Annotated in this window: 19 protein-coding genes and 1 pseudogene; 8 read left to right on the top strand and 12 right to left on the bottom strand. The window is 65.2% G+C overall.

Translation table 11 applies throughout. From position 1 onward, the window contains the following. Nucleotides 1-28: 28 nt before the first annotated feature. The 9 genes from hisH to ACXJLU_RS02830 all read right to left on the bottom strand — a co-directional run bounded on the left by hisH (nucleotide 29) and on the right by ACXJLU_RS02830 (nucleotide 7,685). Nucleotides 29-685: an imidazole glycerol phosphate synthase subunit HisH gene (hisH, locus tag ACXJLU_RS02870; RefSeq protein ID WP_457328969.1), complete on the bottom strand. Its 657-nt coding sequence runs from the start codon at nucleotides 683-685 to the stop codon at nucleotides 29-31. Further along, complete coding sequence (gene hisB, locus ACXJLU_RS02865) at nucleotides 686-1,285, bottom strand: imidazoleglycerol-phosphate dehydratase HisB (RefSeq protein WP_056809733.1); 600 nt, start codon at nucleotides 1,283-1,285, stop codon at nucleotides 686-688. Beyond that, complete coding sequence (hisC, locus tag ACXJLU_RS02860; protein WP_457328968.1) at nucleotides 1,285-2,364, bottom strand: histidinol-phosphate transaminase; 1,080 nt, start codon at nucleotides 2,362-2,364, stop codon at nucleotides 1,285-1,287. The genes hisB and hisC overlap by 1 nt, the downstream gene beginning before the upstream one ends. Beyond that, nucleotides 2,364-3,683, bottom strand: coding sequence for a histidinol dehydrogenase (gene hisD / locus ACXJLU_RS02855; RefSeq protein WP_457328966.1), 1,320 nt, complete (start codon nucleotides 3,681-3,683; stop codon nucleotides 2,364-2,366). Before hisD ends, hisC begins: the two co-directional genes overlap by 1 nt. Continuing rightward, the gene (hisG, locus tag ACXJLU_RS02850; RefSeq protein WP_047506435.1) at nucleotides 3,680-4,324 is read right to left on the bottom strand and encodes an ATP phosphoribosyltransferase; all 645 of its coding nucleotides are present in this window, start codon (nucleotides 4,322-4,324) and stop codon (nucleotides 3,680-3,682) included. The genes hisD and hisG overlap by 4 nt, the downstream gene beginning before the upstream one ends. Continuing rightward, nucleotides 4,324-5,583, bottom strand: coding sequence for a UDP-N-acetylglucosamine 1-carboxyvinyltransferase (murA, locus tag ACXJLU_RS02845; RefSeq protein WP_073462887.1), 1,260 nt, complete (start codon nucleotides 5,581-5,583; stop codon nucleotides 4,324-4,326). Before murA ends, hisG begins: the two co-directional genes overlap by 1 nt. Nucleotides 5,584-5,666: 83 nt before the next feature. Further along, nucleotides 5,667-5,939: a BolA family protein gene (locus ACXJLU_RS02840; RefSeq protein ID WP_457328965.1), complete on the bottom strand. Its 273-nt coding sequence runs from the start codon at nucleotides 5,937-5,939 to the stop codon at nucleotides 5,667-5,669. Nucleotides 5,940-5,991: 52 nt separating this feature from the next. Then, entirely contained in the window at nucleotides 5,992-6,768 is a 777-nt protein-coding gene (locus ACXJLU_RS02835; protein ID WP_457328964.1) for an ABC transporter permease, read from the bottom strand. Continuing rightward, a complete protein-coding gene (locus ACXJLU_RS02830; protein WP_457328963.1) occupies nucleotides 6,765-7,685 on the bottom strand; it encodes an ABC transporter ATP-binding protein in 921 nt (306 codons plus the stop codon). The genes ACXJLU_RS02835 and ACXJLU_RS02830 overlap by 4 nt, the downstream gene beginning before the upstream one ends. A gap of 145 nt (nucleotides 7,686-7,830) precedes the next feature. On the opposite strand from ACXJLU_RS02830, the gene ACXJLU_RS02825 reads away from it, so the two are divergent. Both ACXJLU_RS02825 and ACXJLU_RS02820 read left to right on the top strand, forming a co-directional pair. Continuing rightward, nucleotides 7,831-8,532, top strand: coding sequence for a TetR/AcrR family transcriptional regulator (locus ACXJLU_RS02825; RefSeq protein WP_457328962.1), 702 nt, complete (start codon nucleotides 7,831-7,833; stop codon nucleotides 8,530-8,532). Between the two features lie 15 nt (nucleotides 8,533-8,547). Further along, nucleotides 8,548-9,321, top strand: coding sequence for a tetratricopeptide repeat protein (locus tag ACXJLU_RS02820; RefSeq protein ID WP_073462881.1), 774 nt, complete (start codon nucleotides 8,548-8,550; stop codon nucleotides 9,319-9,321). Here ACXJLU_RS02820 and ACXJLU_RS02815 read toward each other — a convergent pair. From ACXJLU_RS02815 to ACXJLU_RS02805, 3 genes are all read right to left on the bottom strand, one after another. Beyond that, nucleotides 9,257-10,084, bottom strand: a complete 828-nt coding sequence (locus tag ACXJLU_RS02815) for a Crp/Fnr family transcriptional regulator (protein WP_457328961.1) — start codon at nucleotides 10,082-10,084, stop codon at nucleotides 9,257-9,259. The two genes, ACXJLU_RS02820 and ACXJLU_RS02815, sit on opposite strands and share 65 nt — an antisense overlap. 403 nt (nucleotides 10,085-10,487) lie before the next feature. Further along, on the bottom strand, nucleotides 10,488-11,426 hold the full coding sequence (locus ACXJLU_RS02810; protein ID WP_457328960.1) for an ImmA/IrrE family metallo-endopeptidase: 939 nt from the start codon (nucleotides 11,424-11,426) through the stop codon (nucleotides 10,488-10,490). After that, complete coding sequence (locus ACXJLU_RS02805; RefSeq protein ID WP_457328959.1) at nucleotides 11,426-11,779, bottom strand: helix-turn-helix domain-containing protein; 354 nt, start codon at nucleotides 11,777-11,779, stop codon at nucleotides 11,426-11,428. The genes ACXJLU_RS02810 and ACXJLU_RS02805 overlap by 1 nt, the downstream gene beginning before the upstream one ends. A 194-nt stretch (nucleotides 11,780-11,973) precedes the next feature. Here ACXJLU_RS02805 and ACXJLU_RS02800 point away from each other — a divergent pair, with 194 nt between their 5' ends. The 6 genes and pseudogenes from ACXJLU_RS02800 to ACXJLU_RS02775 all read left to right on the top strand — a co-directional run bounded on the left by ACXJLU_RS02800 (nucleotide 11,974) and on the right by ACXJLU_RS02775 (nucleotide 16,418). Beyond that, on the top strand, nucleotides 11,974-12,744 hold the full coding sequence (locus tag ACXJLU_RS02800; protein WP_457328958.1) for a multiubiquitin domain-containing protein: 771 nt from the start codon (nucleotides 11,974-11,976) through the stop codon (nucleotides 12,742-12,744). After that, nucleotides 12,719-13,903 (top strand): ThiF family adenylyltransferase, encoded by a 1,185-nt coding sequence (locus tag ACXJLU_RS02795; protein WP_457328957.1) that lies wholly within the window; start codon nucleotides 12,719-12,721, stop codon nucleotides 13,901-13,903. The genes ACXJLU_RS02800 and ACXJLU_RS02795 overlap by 26 nt, the downstream gene beginning before the upstream one ends. Next, nucleotides 13,804-14,154 (top strand): annotated as a pseudogene (locus tag ACXJLU_RS02790) (ubiquitination-like system serine protease family protein); the annotation flags it as partial. The gene ACXJLU_RS02795 and the pseudogene ACXJLU_RS02790, both read left to right, overlap by 100 nt. Before the next feature lie 18 nt (nucleotides 14,155-14,172). After that, entirely contained in the window at nucleotides 14,173-14,346 is a 174-nt protein-coding gene (locus ACXJLU_RS02785; RefSeq protein WP_457329035.1) for a hypothetical protein, read from the top strand. A 220-nt stretch (nucleotides 14,347-14,566) separates the two neighbouring features. Next, nucleotides 14,567-14,788, top strand: a complete 222-nt coding sequence (locus ACXJLU_RS02780; RefSeq protein ID WP_457328956.1) for a hypothetical protein — start codon at nucleotides 14,567-14,569, stop codon at nucleotides 14,786-14,788. Nucleotides 14,789-14,822: 34 nt separating this feature from the next. Continuing rightward, the gene (locus tag ACXJLU_RS02775) at nucleotides 14,823-16,418 is read left to right on the top strand and encodes a hypothetical protein (protein ID WP_457328955.1); all 1,596 of its coding nucleotides are present in this window, start codon (nucleotides 14,823-14,825) and stop codon (nucleotides 16,416-16,418) included. The last annotated feature ends 219 nt before the right edge of the window (nucleotides 16,419-16,637 follow it).

Below are 16,637 nucleotides of genomic sequence, written 5' to 3'. Positions count from 1 at the left end.
GAACACGCTGGAAAGCGCTGACGTGTGGTCAAGGAGTCCAATGCAGGAAGTTGCGGTACAGGGCAAGCCCGTGCTCGGCACTTTTCTCGGGGTGGAACTGCGTGGCGAAAATGTTATCCCGAGCCAGCGCGCAGGTAAAGCGAACGCCGTAATCGGTTTCACCGGCGCTGTCGGCCGGATCGGCCGGTTGCGCATAGAAGCTGTGGACGAAGTAGTAGTGCGCGCCATCCGGCACGCCCGCCCAGATCGGGTGCACGCGCGGCTGGGCCCGCTGCCAGACCTGGTTCCAGCCCATCTGCGGCACCTTGAAGCGGCTGCCGTCGGGTTGCAACTGCCCGGCGAGCTGGAAGCGCCGCACCGCGCCGGGGATCAGCCCGAGCCCGTTCGTCGGGCCTTCCTCGCTGGTGGACAGCAGCATCTGCATGCCGACGCACACGCCCATCAGCGGCTTGTTGGCGGCGGCGTGCAGCACGGCCTCCTGCAGGCCGGAGTCGCGCAGTTCGCGCATGCAGTCGGGCATCGCGCCCTGGCCGGGCAGCACGACGCGCTCGGCGGCGTAGACCTCGTCGGGCTTCGAGGTGACGATCACGTCGACCCCTTCGCCACGCGCCACGTGCAGCACCGCCTGCGACACCGAGCGCAGGTTGCCCATGCCGTAGTCGACGACCGCGACGGTGCGTGCCATTTACAGACTGCCCTTGGTCGACGGGATCACCCCGGCCGCGCGCGGATCGATCTCCAGCGCCATCCGCAGCGCCCGCGCGAAGGCCTTGAAGATCGTCTCGCACTGGTGGTGCGCGTTCTCGCCGTGCAGGTTGTCGATGTGCAGCGTGACGCCGGCGTGGTTCGAGAAGCCTTGGAAGAACTCGTAGACCAGCTGCGTGTCGAGCGCGCCGATCATGCCGCTCTTGAAGTCGACCCGCATGTGCAGTCCCGGCCGGCCGGAGAAGTCGATCACGACGCGCGACAGCGCTTCGTCGAGCGGCACGTAGGCATGGCCGTAGCGGCGCAGCCCCTTCTTGTCGCCCACCGCCTTGGCCATCGCCTGGCCGAGCGTGATGCCGACGTCTTCCACCGTGTGGTGGCCGTCGATGTGCAGGTCGCCCTTGGCGTCGATGTCGAGGTCGATCAGCCCGTGGCGGGCGATCTGGTCGAGCATGTGGTCGAAGAAGCCGATGCCGGTGTGGAAGCTCGCGGCACCGGTGCCGTCGAGGTTCAGCGCGACACGGATCTGCGTCTCGTTGGTGTTGCGGACCACCTCCGCCTTGCGTTCCACGGTGCTCATCACAGGCTGTCCTTCAGGGCTTGCAACATCTTCACGTTCTCGTCGGGCGTGCCCACCGTCAGGCGCAGGCAGTTGGCCAGCAGCGGGTGCAGCCCGGCGACGTTCTTCACCAGCACGCCGCGCGCCTTCATGCCGGCGAACGCGGCGGCCGAATCGGCCACGCGCGCGAGGATCATGTTGGCCTCGCTCGGGAACGGCTTGACGCCGGGCAGATCGCGCAACGCGGCCAGCAGCCGGTCGCGCTCGCTGCGGATGATCGCCGCCTGGCGTGCGTACTCGTCGACATGCTCCAGCGCGAACAGCGCCGCCTCGCAGTTCAGCACGCTGATGTTGAACGGCGGGCGCAGCTTGTCGACCTCGCCGACCAGCGGCTTGCGGCCGATCAGGTAGCCGATGCGCACGCCGGCCAGCCCGAACTTGCTCATCGTGCGCATCAGCAGCACATGCTCATGGCGCCTCAGGCGCGCCATCGAATCGCGCGCGGCGAACGGCTGGTAGGCCTCGTCGATCACCACCAGGCCGGACGCGGCCTCGATGATCGCGTCGATCGCCGCATCGTCCCAGAGGTTCGCGGTCGGGTTGTTCGGGTAGGCCAGGTACACCAGCGCCGGCTGGTGCTCGCGCACCGCGGCCAGCATGGCAGGCAGGTCGAGTTCGAAATCGGCCGTGGTCGGCACGCCGATGAACGGCAGGCCCTGCAGCTTGGCCGACATCGCATACATCACGAAGCCCGGCAGCGGTGCCAGCACCGTGTTGCCCGGCACGTCGCAGGCCAGCGCCAGCAGCGAGATCAGCTCGTCGGAGCCGTTGCCCAGCATGATGTCGCAGTCGGCCGGCATGCCGGCGTGCTCGGCGAGCTTCGCGCGCAGCAGGTCGCCGCGCTCGGCCGGATAGCGGTTCAGCGCCACGTCGGCCAGCCGCTTGCCGAGGGCCTCGCGCAGCGCGGGCGGCAGCGGGAACGGATTTTCCATCGTGTCGAGCTTGACCAGCCCCGCCGACGGCTGCACCGCGTAGCCGTGCATCGACTGGATGTCCTGGCGGATCACCCGCTTCATGCGTTGTTCCAGCGCGGCGCTCATCAACGGTTTCCTTTCAGTCGAAGTTCGGCGGCCCGGGCATGCGCCTGCAGGCCTTCGCCATAAGCCAGCTCGGCCGCGATCGGCCCCAGCACCTGGGCACCGGCCTCGCTGACCTCGATCAGGCTGGAGCGCTTCTGGAAGTCGTAGACGCCCAGCGGTGACGAGAAGCGCGCGGTGCCCGAGGTCGGCAGCACATGGTTCGGGCCGGCGCAGTAGTCGCCCAGGCTCTCGCTGGTGAACGCGCCGAGGAAGATCGCCCCGGCATGGCGCAGCAGCGGCTCCCAGCGTGCCGGCTCGGCCGAGCTGACCTCCAGGTGCTCCGGCGCGATGCGGTTGCTGATCTCGCAGGCCTCTTCCATGCTGCGGGTGTGGATCAGCGCGCCACGCCCTTCGAGCGATGCGCGGATCACGTCGCGGCGCGGCATGTCCGGCAGCAGGCGCTCGATGGCCTCGGCCACGCGCGCGATGTAGGCGGCGTCGGGGCACAGCAGGATGCTTTGCGCGAGCTCGTCGTGCTCGGCCTGGCTGAACAGGTCCATCGCGACCCAGTCGGGCGGCGTGCTGCCGTCGGCCAGCACCAGGATCTCGCTCGGCCCGGCGATCATGTCGATGCCGACCTTGCCGAACACGCGGCGCTTGGCGCTCGCGACGTAGGCGTTGCCCGGGCCGGTGATCTTGTCGACCGCCGGCACGGTGGCGGTGCCATAGGCCAGCGCGGCTACGGCCTGCGCGCCGCCGAGCGTGAAGACGCGGTCGACGCCGGCGATCGCGGCCGCGGCCAGCACCATCGCGTTGCGCTCGCCCTTCGGCGTCGGCACCACCATCACGATCTCGCCGACGCCGGCCACCTTGGCCGGCACCGCGTTCATCAGCACGCTGGACGGGTACGCCGCCTTGCCGCCCGGCACGTAGATGCCGACGCGGTCGAGCGGCGTGACCTTCTGGCCGAGCAGCGTGCCGTCTTCGTCGCGGTAGCTCCACGAGCGGCCGCAGGCGTCGAGCTGGCGTTGGTGGTAGCTGCGCACGCGCTGGGCAGCCGCTTCGAGCGCCGTGCGCTGCGCCGGCGTGATCGCGTGCAGCGCGGCCTGCAGCTCGTCGCGCGTGATCTCGAGCGAGGCGACCGAGGCAGCCGTCAGCCCGTCGAAGCGCTGCGTGTATTCCAGCAGCGCGGCGTCGCCGCGCGCCTGCACGTCGGCCAGGATCGCGGCCACGCGCTCCTCGATCGCATGATCCGTCTCCGCCGACCAATGCAGCACCCGCTGGAAATCGGCCTCGAAGCCGGGGGCGGTGGTGGTGAGCTGGCGGATCTTCACGCTCATGGTCGGGACTCTATGGCAGTGGAAAAGGCATCGATGATGCGGCGCAGCGGCTCGCGCTTGAGCTTCAGCGCCGCCTGGTTGACGACCAGGCGCGACGAGATCTGCATGATCTCCTCGACCTCGACCAGGTGGTTGGCCTTCAGCGTGCTGCCGGTCGACACCAGGTCGACAATGGCATCGGCCAGGCCGGTCAGCGGCGCCAGCTCCATCGAACCGTACAGCTTGATCAGGTCGACGTGCACGCCCTTCTCGGCGAAGTGGTCGCGCGCGACGCCGACGTACTTGGTCGCGACGCGGATGCGCGAGCCCTGCTTGACGGCCGCGGCGTAGTCGAAATCGGCCCGCACCGCGACGCTCATGCGGCACTTCGCGATGCGCAGGTCGAGCGGCTGGTACAGGCCCTGGCCGCCGTGCTCCAGCAGGATGTCCTTGCCGGCCACGCCGAGGTCGGCGCCGCCGTACTGCACGTAGGTCGGCACGTCGGTCGCACGCACCAGCACCACGCGCACCTCGGGCTGGTTGGTGCCGAGGATCAGCTTGCGCGACTTCTCGGGGTCTTCGGTCACCTCGATGCCAGCCGCCTTCAGCAGCGGCAGCGTCTCGTCGAAGATCCGACCTTTCGACAGTGCAAGGGTCAGCATCACTTCACCCGCTCGATGTCGGCACCGATGCCGCGCAGCTTGGCTTCCATCTGGTCGTAGCCGCGGTCCAGGTGGTAGATGCGGTCGACCACCGTCTCGCCGTCGGCCACCAGGCCGGCGATCACGAGGCTGGCGGAGGCGCGCAGGTCGGTCGCCATCACGGTGGCGCCCGACAGGCGCTCGACGCCGTTCATCACCGCGGTGTGGCCGTCGACCTCGATCTTCGCGCCCAGCCGCACCAGCTCGTTGACGTGCATGAAGCGGTTCTCGAAGATGGTCTCGGTGACCTTGGCCGAGCCTTCGGCGATGCAGTTCAGCGCCATGAACTGCGCCTGCATGTCGGTCGGGAAGGCCGGGTACTCGCTGGTGCGGAAACTCACCGCGCGCGGGCGCTTCGCGTTCTTCACGCGGATCCAGTCGTCGCCGGATTCGATCGTGACGCCGGCCTCGCGCAGCTTGTCGATCACCGCATCGAGGTGATCGGCGCGCGCGCGCCGCAGCACGACGTCGCCGCCGGTGGCGGCCACCGCGCACAGGAAGGTGCCGGTCTCGATGCGGTCGGGAACGATCCGGTGCTGCACGCCACCCAGCCGCTCGACGCCCTGGATGCGGATCCGGCTGCCGCCGTGGCCTTCGATCTTCGCGCCCATCGCGATCAGCATCTCGGCCAGGTCGCGGATCTCGGGCTCCTGGGCGGCGTTCTCCAGCACCGTCTCGCCCTCGGCCAGCGTCGCGGCCATCAGCAGGTTCTCGGTGCCGGTCACGGTGACCATGTCGGTCGTGATGCGGGCGCCCTTCAGGCGCTTCGTCTTCGCGATGATGTAGCCGTGCTCGACGACGATGTCGGCACCCATCGCCTGCAGGCCCTTGATGTGCTGGTCGACCGGGCGCGAGCCGATCGCGCAGCCGCCCGGCAGCGAGACGGTGGCCTCGCCGAAGCGGGCCAGCAGCGGGCCCAGCACCAGGATCGACGCGCGCATCGTCTTGACCAGGTCGTACGGGGCTTCGGGGGAGGTGACGGCCGCGGCGTTCAGCGAGACGGTGTCAGGCTCGGATTCACTGCGCTCGGCGCTGACGCCCATGTTGCGCAGCAGCTTCAGCGTGGTGCTGACGTCCTGCAGGCGCGGCACGTTGGTCAGCGTGACCGGCTCGGCCGTCAGCAGCGCGGCGCACAGCTCGGGCAGCGCGGCGTTCTTGGCCCCGGAGATCGTGACGTCGCCGTTCAGCTGGCGGCCACCGCGGATGAGGAGTTTGTCCATGGCGTGGGAATCGCCCAGGCCCGACACGGCTGGATGACCTGCACCCGCAGGCCCGCCAGCCGCAGCGGACACTGCGGCTGGGTTCAGTGGTGGTGGTGGACCGAGGCGGGCTCGGCAGCGTGGGCCCACTCGGCGGGCGTGAGGGTCTTCATCGACAGCGCGTGGATTTGCTCGCGCATTCTATCGCCCAGGGCCTGGTAGACGCGCTGGTGGCGCGCGACGCGGCTGGCACCTTCGAACTCCGCCGACACGATGGTGGCGAAGAAGTGGCGGCCATCGCCCTCGACCTGCAAGTGCTCGCAGGCGAGCCCTTGCGCGATGTAGCGCTGGACGTCGTCGGGGGTGGGGTCGGCCATAAGGAGCGCGATTATCACCCAGGCTCGTAGCCCGGATGCCAATCCGGGTTGTTCAGTTCCGGATCTTGTAGCCGATGCGCAAGAGGTGCAGGCACAGCCCGCAGACGACGGCCAGGCTGCCCGCCACCACCGCCAGACTGGTCCACGGCGACACGTCGCTGACGCCGAAGAAACCGTGCCGGAAGCCGTCGATCATGTAGAAGAACGGATTCAGGTGGCTCACCGCCAGCCACACCGGCGGCAGCGAATGCACCGAGTAGAAGACGCCCGACAGGAAGGTCATCGGCATCACGATGAAGTTCTGGAAGGCGGCGATCTGGTCGAACTTCTCGGCCCACAGCCCGGCCACCAGCCCGAGCGCCCCCATCAGCGCGGCCCCGGCGATCGCGAACACCAGGATCCAGAGCGGCTGCGCGACCGTCAGCGGCGCGAACCATGCCGTCACCAGCAGCACGCCCAGACCAACCACCACCCCGCGCACGATCGCCGCGCCGACGTAGGCCAGGAACCAGGCCCAGTGGCTGAGCGGCGTGACCAGAAGGAACACCAGGTTGCCGGTGATCTTGCTCTGGATCAGCGACGAGCTGCTGTTGGCGAACGCGTTCTGCAGCACGCTCATCATCACCAGGCCGGGGATCAGGAATGCGGTGTAGCTGACGGTGCCATAGACCTTGACGTGATCTTCCAGCGCGTGGCCGAAGATCAGCAGGTACAGCACGGCCGTCAGCACCGGCGCGGCCACGGTCTGGAAGCTGACCTTCCAGAAGCGCAGCACCTCCTTGTAGAGCAGCGTGCGCGTGCCGGAGAGAAGCCCTGGAACGGCGCTCATGCCTTCACCTCGGGGCCGTTCATGATGTCGAGGAACACATCCTCCAGGTCGGCGCGGCCGATCTCCAGGTCTTCCGGCTGGCAGCCGGCGGCGCGCAGAACGCCCAGCACCGTCTCGACCTCGTGCGCGTCATGCGCCTTGATCTGCACGATGCGCCCGGTCACCCGCGACTGCGCGGCGAGCGAGGCCGGCAGCGGCGCATCCATCTTGAAGCGCAGCATCGTGCTCGCGGTGCCGGCCAGCAGCGCCGAGGTGCGGTCGAGGGCCACCACCCGGCCCTGCTTCAGCATCGCGATGCGGTTGCACAGCGCCTCGGCTTCTTCGAGGTAGTGGGTGGTCAGCAGCACCGTGTGGCCTTCCTTGTTGAGGCGCGCGATGAAATGCCACAGCGTCTGGCGCAGCTCGACGTCGACGCCAGCGGTCGGCTCGTCGAGCACGATCACCGGCGGCCGGTGCACCAGCGCCTGCGCGACCAGCACGCGGCGCTTCATGCCGCCCGACAGCTGGCGCATGTTGGCATTCGCCTTGTCGGTCAGGCCGAGGTGGTGCAGCAGTTCGTCGATCCAGGCGTCGTTGCCGCGCACGCCGAAGTAGCCGCTCTGGATCACCAGCGCCTCGCGCACCGTGAAGAACGGGTCGAACACCAGCTCCTGCGGCACGATGCCCAGGCTGCGGCGCGCGGCGGCATAGTCGGTGACGACATCATGGCCATGCACCAGCACGCGTCCGCTGGTGGCCTGCGACAGGCCGGCGAGGATGCTGATCAGCGTGGTCTTGCCGGCGCCGTTGGGCCCGAGCAGCCCGAAGAACTCGCCGGGCTCGATGTCCATGCTGACTTCGGACAGGGCGCGCACTTCGTTGTGCGCACTCTTTGAGCGATAGGTCTTGCTGACCTGCTGGAACGAGATGGCTGGCATGTTGATCCGGAAGAGGCGGCGATTGTAGGCAGCGCCCGCCATTCCTGCTGGCACGGGCAAATACCGGCCGGACGGCGCGGCACTTGGTGCTAGATTGCCCGCGCAAGGGACCTGCCCCGCGCTCCACGCCAGAACGACAACGACGATGGCCACCGCATCGAAAGACCCGAAGCCGCCGCGCCGCACTGCCGAGCGCATCCTCGAAGTGGCACTCGACCTGTTCAACCGCTTCGGCGAACCGAATGTCTCGACGACGCTGATCTCGGCCGAGCTGAAGATCAGCCCGGGGAACCTGTACTACCACTACCCGGCCAAGGACGAGCTGATCAACACGCTGTTCGGCCGCTACGAGCAATCGCTGATCTCGCTGCTGCGCGCGGCCGACGACGTGCGCCATGTCGAGGACGCCTGGCTGTTCTTCCACATGCTGTTCGAGCTGATCTGGCAGTACCGCTTCCTGTACCGCGACCTGAACGACCTGCTGTCGAAGAACCGCCGGCTGGAGACGCAGTTCCAGAAGATCCTCGACGAGAAATCGCGCGCGGTGCGTGCGGTGCTCGCCGGCCTGGTGCGCGGCGGCGCCATCACCAAGCCCGGCAAGTCCTCCTTCGACAGCCGCGAGACCGAACCCGTCGCCACCGCGATGGTGGTGGTGCTGACCTACTGGCTGAGCTACGAGTACGTGCGCGACCCGCGCCGCGCGCTCGAACCCGAGGGTGCCGGCGCGGCGCTGCTGCGTGGTGCCTTCCATGTGCTGAGCCTGCTGACGCCCTACCTCGATGCCGCTGCGCGCGAACACCTGCTCGCGCTGGTCGGCAACTACCAGACTGCGCTGCCGAAGCGCTGACCCCAGGAGACAACCATGGCCAAGTGGACCGCTTTCCCGTACGACGCCGCCGAGTACAGCTTCGACGCCGCGAGCCTGAAGAAGAAGTGGGCCCGGCTGCATGCCGGCGATGCCGAGCCGCTGCCGAAGGACGACAAGGTGCTGGCCGCCTGGGCGCTGTTCCATGCCGGCGAGTTCCAGAAGGCGACCGAGGCCGGCTTGAAGGCGGGCGGTGCCGGCATCACGGTGGCCAACAAGGCACAGGCCATCTATGCGAACTACCTGGAGAAGAACGAGAAGACGAAGCTCGCGCTGTTCCAGGAGGTCGCCGAGCGCGCCGAGGCGCAAGCCGCCGAGGACCCGAAGAACGCGAACGCCTGGTACCTGTCGGCCTACGCGTTGGGCCGCTACAGCCAGGGCATCAGCGTCGCGAAGGCGTTGACGCAGGGGCTGGGCAGCAAGGTCAAGGGCGCGCTCGAGACGGCGATCAAGCTGCAGCCGAAGCATGCCGATGCGCACATCGGGCTCGGCACCTTCCACGCCGAGGTGATCGACAAAGTGGGCTCGCTGCTCGGGCGCACGCAGGGGGCGAGCAAGGAGGCGGGTCTTGCAGCGTTCAAGACCGCGCTGAAGCTGAACCCGGATTCGGCGATCGCGATGGTGGAGTACGCGAACGGGCTGGTGATGCTCGAGGGCGACAAGAAGATGAAGGAGGCCGAGCAGCTGTATGCCGATGCGGCCGCCTTCAATCCGGCCGATGCGATGGAGCGGCTGGATGTGGAGATGGCGAAGGCGGAGCTGGAGGAGTAGCGCCAGCCTCGGCGGGGCGCTGCAGCCGCCGCCGCAAGCCTTCGAGGTCGATCACGCGCAGCCCGCCGTACTCGATGCGGATCAGCCCCTCGGCCTGCAGCGCATGCAGCGCCTCGTTGACCCGCTGCCGCGACAACCCGACCAGGTAGCCCAGCTCCTGCTGCGTGATGCGCAGCAGCGTGCCGACCCCCGGATACAGCACCGGATGGAACAGCGACGCCAGGCTGCGCGCCACCCGCGCATCCGGATCGTTCAACCGATCGATCTCACGCGCCCCGATGAACTGTCCGAGCCGCTCGTTCAGCTGCTGCATCACGAAGCGGTTGAACGGGATGCTGCGGTCGATCAGCCAATGGAAGGTCTCGACCGTGATGCCCGCCACCACGCTCTTGCGCAGCGCCTGGATGTTGTAGCGGTAGACCTCGCGCTTCAGCACCGTGCCCTCGCCGAACCAGCCGCCGGGCGGCACGCCGGTGAAGGTGATCGGCATGCCGAGCGCCGAGTCGTTGCTCATCTTCAGCAGGCCGTCGACCACGCCGAACCAGAAGGTCGCCGGCTTGCCGACCCGGCACAGCAGCTCACCGGCCTCCACCTGCACCACCTTCAGGTCGTCGACGGCACGCTCGCGTTCGTCGGCCTGCAGCGACTGCAGCCACGGGATGTCGCGCAGCTCGTCGGCGCTGGCCTGGCGGGCGCGCACCCGCAGCGGCGGCTGCCCCGTTCCCGGCAGGTTCGACACGCCCGATGGAATCGCTGCACCCATGGAATCGGCTTCGCTGTCCTTGCGCGCGGCATGTCCCGCACACATGCATCATGCCCTGACCTTCAAACGAAGTTCACATGGAGCAGGCGGGGAGCGCCACGAACCAGAGCCTGCGCCAGATCGGACACTCGACCCTCCGTTGGCTGAGCGCACGCAGTTGCCATGGACCGTCAGATTCGTCATCGTGACGATCCTCGGCAACATGTACTCCTGCGTCGCACGCTCTGAGCAAGGCCATCAGGATTGAGATCGAGTAGCAACTGCTCGGTCATGCCTCCTTGGGAACGACGACAGTCTATGTAGCTACGGAGGGCGAGCGAGTCATGAAGATGACGACGGCCTTCTGGAATGCGACTCGGTGATGGGTTTCGTTCTCTGCGGGAAGACCTCGCATCGCCAAGTACTACTTCGTCAGCAGACTTTGATATTGCTCTGGCAGGGCGATGAGTGATCCGGACAGTGCTCGCGTGGGGTAGATGAGGAGCAGCACGTTGTGGGTCGTATCGAACGCCTCGCCGAGGCATTCGTGTCTGTCGCCATTGCGGTCGCTGTACACCAGTTGCGTTGGCTTGGTCATCTTCCGGCCTATGGGCAGCAGGTGGCCTAGCGCGTGTGAAACATCGATCCGCTCATCGTTGGGAATGCCGAATTGCTGCGCGAAGGCCGGTGAGCCCTCTATGCGACGCACGTCTGCATGTGCTGGAACACCCGGCGCCAACTGGATGGGCTCCAAGATGTAGACGAGGCAGGCTCGGTGATTGGTTCTCGCAAATTCGCGCGCCGACGCATAGACGGAAGCGCCGAACTTCTTAGAAAGCGTGATCGGAGTCTTCACGGCCATGGGCATGTCGGCGGCCATCTGCTTGTAGGCCGCGCCCTGGAACAGGGTGTAGCGCGCAAAGTTGTTGGCCTCGCGCTCGAACTGGTCCGCGATGGTGGGCGCCAGGGTCCGTTCGCAGTCCTGGAACAGCCGGAAGATCTTTCTGTGGGCCGGCAGCTCGTGATGCCCAGTCTCGTGCAGCTTCAGGAAAGTCTGTTTGGACACCCCGACGCTCTCGTCAACGTGGATGATTTGCTCGTTGGCGTCGTAGAGCCCGAGTACCTTGGACAGGGCGGACTTCAGCGTCTGCGCCGCCTCGACCGTCTTCTTCTTGACGTACGCGAGGAACGCAGCGGCATCAAACATCCCCTTGGATGCCACGCGCAGCTTTGCTGCGCCCAGGATGTCGTCGACTGGTGTGGGGAATCGCCCCCATGCCGACGCGCGATTGAGCAGGTCCTGAGCCTGTCGTTCGACAGCGGCCAGTTCAAACGATTGAAGACTGCTGTCGTCGGGTTTCATCAACCGCCCTTCTCCGAGCGCATGAACTTCAAGAATTTCAAGAGCTGCGCCTCCTCATCCTGGGTCAAGTTGTGCTCAGCAAAGGTGGCGATTCTTCCGTGACGCTCACCATCACCACGTGTTGCGGCCGCTGGCAGATAGCCGGCGAGATCCATCAGCGTGGTGTAGTCGATCTTGTAGATCTCGGACAGCTTGTTGAGGATGGTCGGGCTCGGTTGCAGAATTTTTTCGTTCTCGAGCTGGCTCAGGTAGGCGTTCGAGACCTCCTTGCCGCTGGCCTCTTCGACCTGCCTGAGCGACATCTTCCTGTCGTTGCGGATCGACGCTAGGTACTGACCTAAGGTGACTTTCACGGGCTGTCTGTGATGGCGACAGCACCCGGGACTTCCCACGGATACCCGCCTGACGTGAGTCTAGGCGCTACCGCTAAGTTTTGGAAGCATGCTTGATGTGCTTGACAAACTTAGCATGCTTGTTCATAGTTGCATCAAGCGCTCAGCAGCGGTCTCGTTGAGCAAGCGCGAAATCGAAGTGCGCGGCTCTCCGCGTGACCAACAGAAAGCTGCAGATGGGCAAGCAATTTGAAGAAAATGTTGAAGACGTCTACGCCGCCGTGTCGGCCGGGCGTCCCGTCCGTGAGCATGGGCCGTTCGGAATTCAGATCGGCGATCAGTCCATGCAATTCGTCCCCAAGGTCGTCGACGACCCGGTGGTGACCGGCGGCCAGATCCTGGCGGCCGCTGGCGCGCGCCCCGCGAGCGACTTCCTGGTTTTCCAAGTCCTGGGCGATGGTGTGCTGGAAGTGGTTCGCCCGGAGGGAACCGTGGATCTGCGCAGCGCCGGCGTCGAGAAGTTCCTCGTGTTTCGCAGCGACCGCTCGTTCCGCTTTTTCCTGGATGAGCGCGCGTTCGACTGGGGCGCGTCGCACATCTCGGGTGGAACGATCAAGCGGCTCGCAGGCGTGCCGAGCGAGACCACCGACGTTTGGCTCGATGCTGCGGGTGGCCATGACCGCGTGATCGAGGACAAGGAAATGGTTGACCTCGCGCAGCCGGGCACCGAACGATTCATCACGCGCCCGATTCGGATCACGATCAAGGTCAATTCCCGCGATCGCGAGGTCGACCGCCGCGTGCTGACTTATTGGGACGTGGTCAAGCTGGGCTACCCCGAAGCGGTGCCCAGCGATCTGATCATCTACTCGATCGACTACGCCTCTGGTCCCCGCCAGAACCCCAATGGTTCTTTGGTTGAAGGCCAGTCCGTCATCGTCAAGGAAGGGATGAAGTTCTATGTCACGCCTACTGATAAGTCGTAACGCCGAGCTGCAGCGCCTGATCAACGAGGGCTACGAAATCGAGATCCGGTCCGGCCACCTGCTGGTCCACTCGGTGCCGTACGTCAACTCCAAGAAGGAGGTGGCACGCGGTGTGATCGTGTCCGAGCTGAGCACGTCGACCCCGGACGTGCTCGGCCGCCCGAGCACGCACCAGGTCCACTTCATCGGGGAGCACCCCTGCAAGGCGGACGGCACTGACCTTGTACAAATCCGCTGCCAGAGCGGCGAGTACAAGCTGGCCGAAGGGGTTACAGCTCAGCACTGGTTCTCCAACAAGCCCAAGCGTGGCCACTACGAGAGCTACTACGAGAAGGTCACCAGCTACGTGCGAGTCATCTCAAGCCAGGCCAGGGCATTGGACGCCAGCGTCGACGCGCGAACGTTCCGAACACGTGAGCCCATCGAGGACGATTCAGTGTTTCTGTACCAGGACACTGCGTCGAGCCGCGCGGGCATCCAGCGCTTGGCGGCGCGCTTCCGTCAGCAGCGGATCGCATTCGTCGGCTTGGGTGGAACCGGAAGCTACGCACTCGACTTGGCGGCCAAGACTCATGTCGTGGAGATCCACCTCTTCGACGCTGACATGCTGCGACCGCACAATGCCTTCCGCTTCCCGGGCGCCATCTCACGGGAGACCCTCGACCGCGGGATCACGAAGGTAAAGTACCTCAGCGAGCACTACTCGACGATGCGTCGTGGCGTGGTTCCCCACGAGGTCATGATCCACGAGGACAACGTGATGGAGCTCGCGGGCTTCGACTATGTGTTCTTGTGCGTCGACCGCGGAGACGTCCGACAGCTCGTGCTGCGCGCCCTGGCCAACACGGGGGTGAAGGTGATCGATGTCGGCATGGGCTTGAACCTCTCCCATGACCAGGAGTCGATCTGGGGCACCTGCCGCGTGACGGCCAGCACGCCGTCGACCCGCGACATCGCGCTCGCCCGCATCCCCAAGGCGGACCGCGATGAGGAGCTGTACGCGTCAAACATCCAGGTCGCCGACTTCAACTGCCTGAACGCAGCGCTGGCGGTCGCGAAGTGGAAGCGAATGTGTGGCTTCTACTTGGACGACCACGACGAATACGAGACGACGTTCAGCGTGAACCTGAACCAGCTCAGCCGGCTGGAGCAGCGGTGAAGCAGGCGCGATTCAAACACGAGGTGGTGGGCTCCATTCCGGAGGTCTTGGAGCCCAACACCCTGTACGTCACAGCGGACAGGGACGTGGCCGGCCACCTCTGTGCGTGCGGATGTGGGCGTGAGGTCATTACGCCCCTTTCGCCGACAGACTGGTCGATTTCGTTCGACCGAAGCGGGGCGAGCCTGTCTCCGTCCGTCGGAAACTGGGCCTTCCCTTGTCGGTCGCACTACTTCATTTGGGATGGTGTTGTCGTATGGGCTCGCGACATGTCCGACGAGGCCATCGCGCGCGGGCGCCGGCGCGACAAGATCCGCAAACAGAAGTATTACGACCAGCAGAGTGAGTTGCCCGCAAGGCATCGAGAGACCCCACCGTTACCCTCGCCGCATCAGTCATTGCTGCAGAAGTTGCAGGTATGGTGGAAACGGCTGCTGCCTTGACGGGCCCGCCGGCGACCTGTTCAGTGGGGGGAGGAGAGGGAGCTATGGCTCCCTTTTCCTCTCTTCAGGAACAGAAATTGCCATGGAAACTTCACTGTCGGGTCGCACAGCGATGTGCTAGTGTTCCTTTGAGCAAAGCCACGGCGATGCTCTCTGGACAAGCTGACAGTCTTCCGCTCATAATCCCGGATTTTTACCCGCCAAACCTAGGAGCCCGATCATGCCGAACATCGACAGTGGCGCTCTGGAGTTTGCTGTAGATCTTGGTCAGTCGATGGTCGAGCAGACTCTCGCCAAGCCTGGCCAAGCCGTGCCTATACCGCCTCAGCTGAGTGCGAAGCTCAACGAGTTGCTCTCCAACGCAATGCTTGAAGACGTGCTGGCGCTGCGGGAGCGGGAACGTACGGTGCCGATCGAGAACTTGCGTCTGACCGTGCGTTGAGTAGCTAGACGGTTTGTGCGTGCAGAATGCGCGCATGGGCCTTCGCTACCGATTCATCGACTTCGCGTCGATCGCTGACGAATCTGAGCTTCTTCGCGCCATCGCGCCTCCTGCATCAGAAATGCAGGCGTTTGCGCTCATCGGGCAACCGATCGTTCCTTTCCAGCACGTAGTCCAGCATCTGCGGAAGATCGGTGCGCAAACACTGCTCGTCCAGGAATCCGTACGGGATCCCGATTTTCTGGCCGAACACGAAGCCTTCTACAGCAAGCAGCACCGAGTCATTTCAAGACTCTGTACACGCCTGCATGCGTTTGGTGCTCCAGCACCTGTTCTCCAAAATGGCCTAGCTCTCGACGCCCGGGCCGTGCTCGCATTTCTCGACACCCTGGCCGACCCCGATCGGCAATACCTGGGCTTCGTCACAATCCGTCCACTTCGACACGCACCGATCGGTGCATCGATCCTGATGCCATCCAACGCAGCGGATGTGACTTGCCACGAGCGATTTCCTGTGCACATCGCCGGACGAACTTTCCAGGTATGTGGCACACCCTATTTGCAGCAGGACAACGCAGTCGGCGCGTGTGCGCAGGCCAGCATCTGGATTGCGCTGCGTACCCAAATGAAGCGAGTGGGGAACACCGCCTACAACCCGGCCGACCTCACGCGTGCCGCCACCCGGTACTTGGCGCTGGATCGCGTGTTTCCGGGCAGACAAGGCCTTGTCATCGAACAGATGCTCGAGGCAGTTCGTTCGTCTGGTCACGATCCGCTGACCCTCACTTGTGACCCCCTACCGCCTGGTGTGACGCCGACTGCAGCCCAGGTCATCGAGCAGGCGGCGCCGTACATCGAATCTGGATTGCCAGTAATCGGAACCCTATTCCCTCGCAGTGGTGGTCATGCAGTTGTATGTATTGGACGTCAGCTCGCTGGTAGGCCGGTCGTCGATTCAAGCCGGACCGTGACGCCACTCGGCATTCGTTGCAGACCGGCATCCGACTGGATTGAGGCGCTTGTCATTCACAACGACAACACTGGACCGTACCTGCCGATAGCGAAGGGCGATCCCAAGTCAAACGACTACTGTCTCGAGCACGCTAAGAACCTCATCATTCCACTGCCGGAAACCGTGCACATGACCGCGAAGGAGGCTGAGCAAGCGGCATTGAAGGCATTGGCCTTCACCTGCGTCCTGCTTTCGCGGTACGACACATCCAAGCAGGTGCTGCGGCTGAGTCCCGAGATCGATATCGTGTTGCGAACTTTCCTGGTTCGCCGTCATGCCTTCAGGCGGTGGGCACTGGAGGACGGAGAACTCGACCCAGTGCTGAAGGACTGGTATCGAACGATCGAACTGCCGCGGTTGGTATGGTTCGTCGAGTTGCATGACGCCAACCTCTTCGACCCGCGGAATCCCGGCACCTGTAGTCGCGTCGGCGAGGTCGTATTGGATGCTTCTGCCGACACGCTCAATGGTGACGTCACTTTAACGGCGAGGCTTAGTTGTCATCTGCTGCCAAGCTACTCTGTACCTCAGGCGCTTCTCGTGCTGGACTATGGAAAAGACGTAGTGGCGCTTTCTTCAGGAGCTCCCGGCAAGTCATTGACTAATCCGTGGGAGTAAGCCGCGAAGTCCATCCAATGCGTAGCACCCAGGTTGAGTAGTGAGGCCGTTCGTCATCGCCAGCGAGCTGAGTTCAGGTGCGGGCGATGGTGAGGCGTCGACGCTTCACGATGACTGTTGGCAATTTGGGCGGCGTCGCGCCCTGGACGCCGTGTCTTGGCGGCGCTGCCATTGCAGGTGCAGCGCGCAAGGCGGCTTCTACCAGACTGGAATTCAGCG

The organism is Rhizobacter sp. P5_C2 (assembly GCF_054049715.1).
This window is presented reverse-complemented; position numbering and strand designations above follow the sequence as displayed.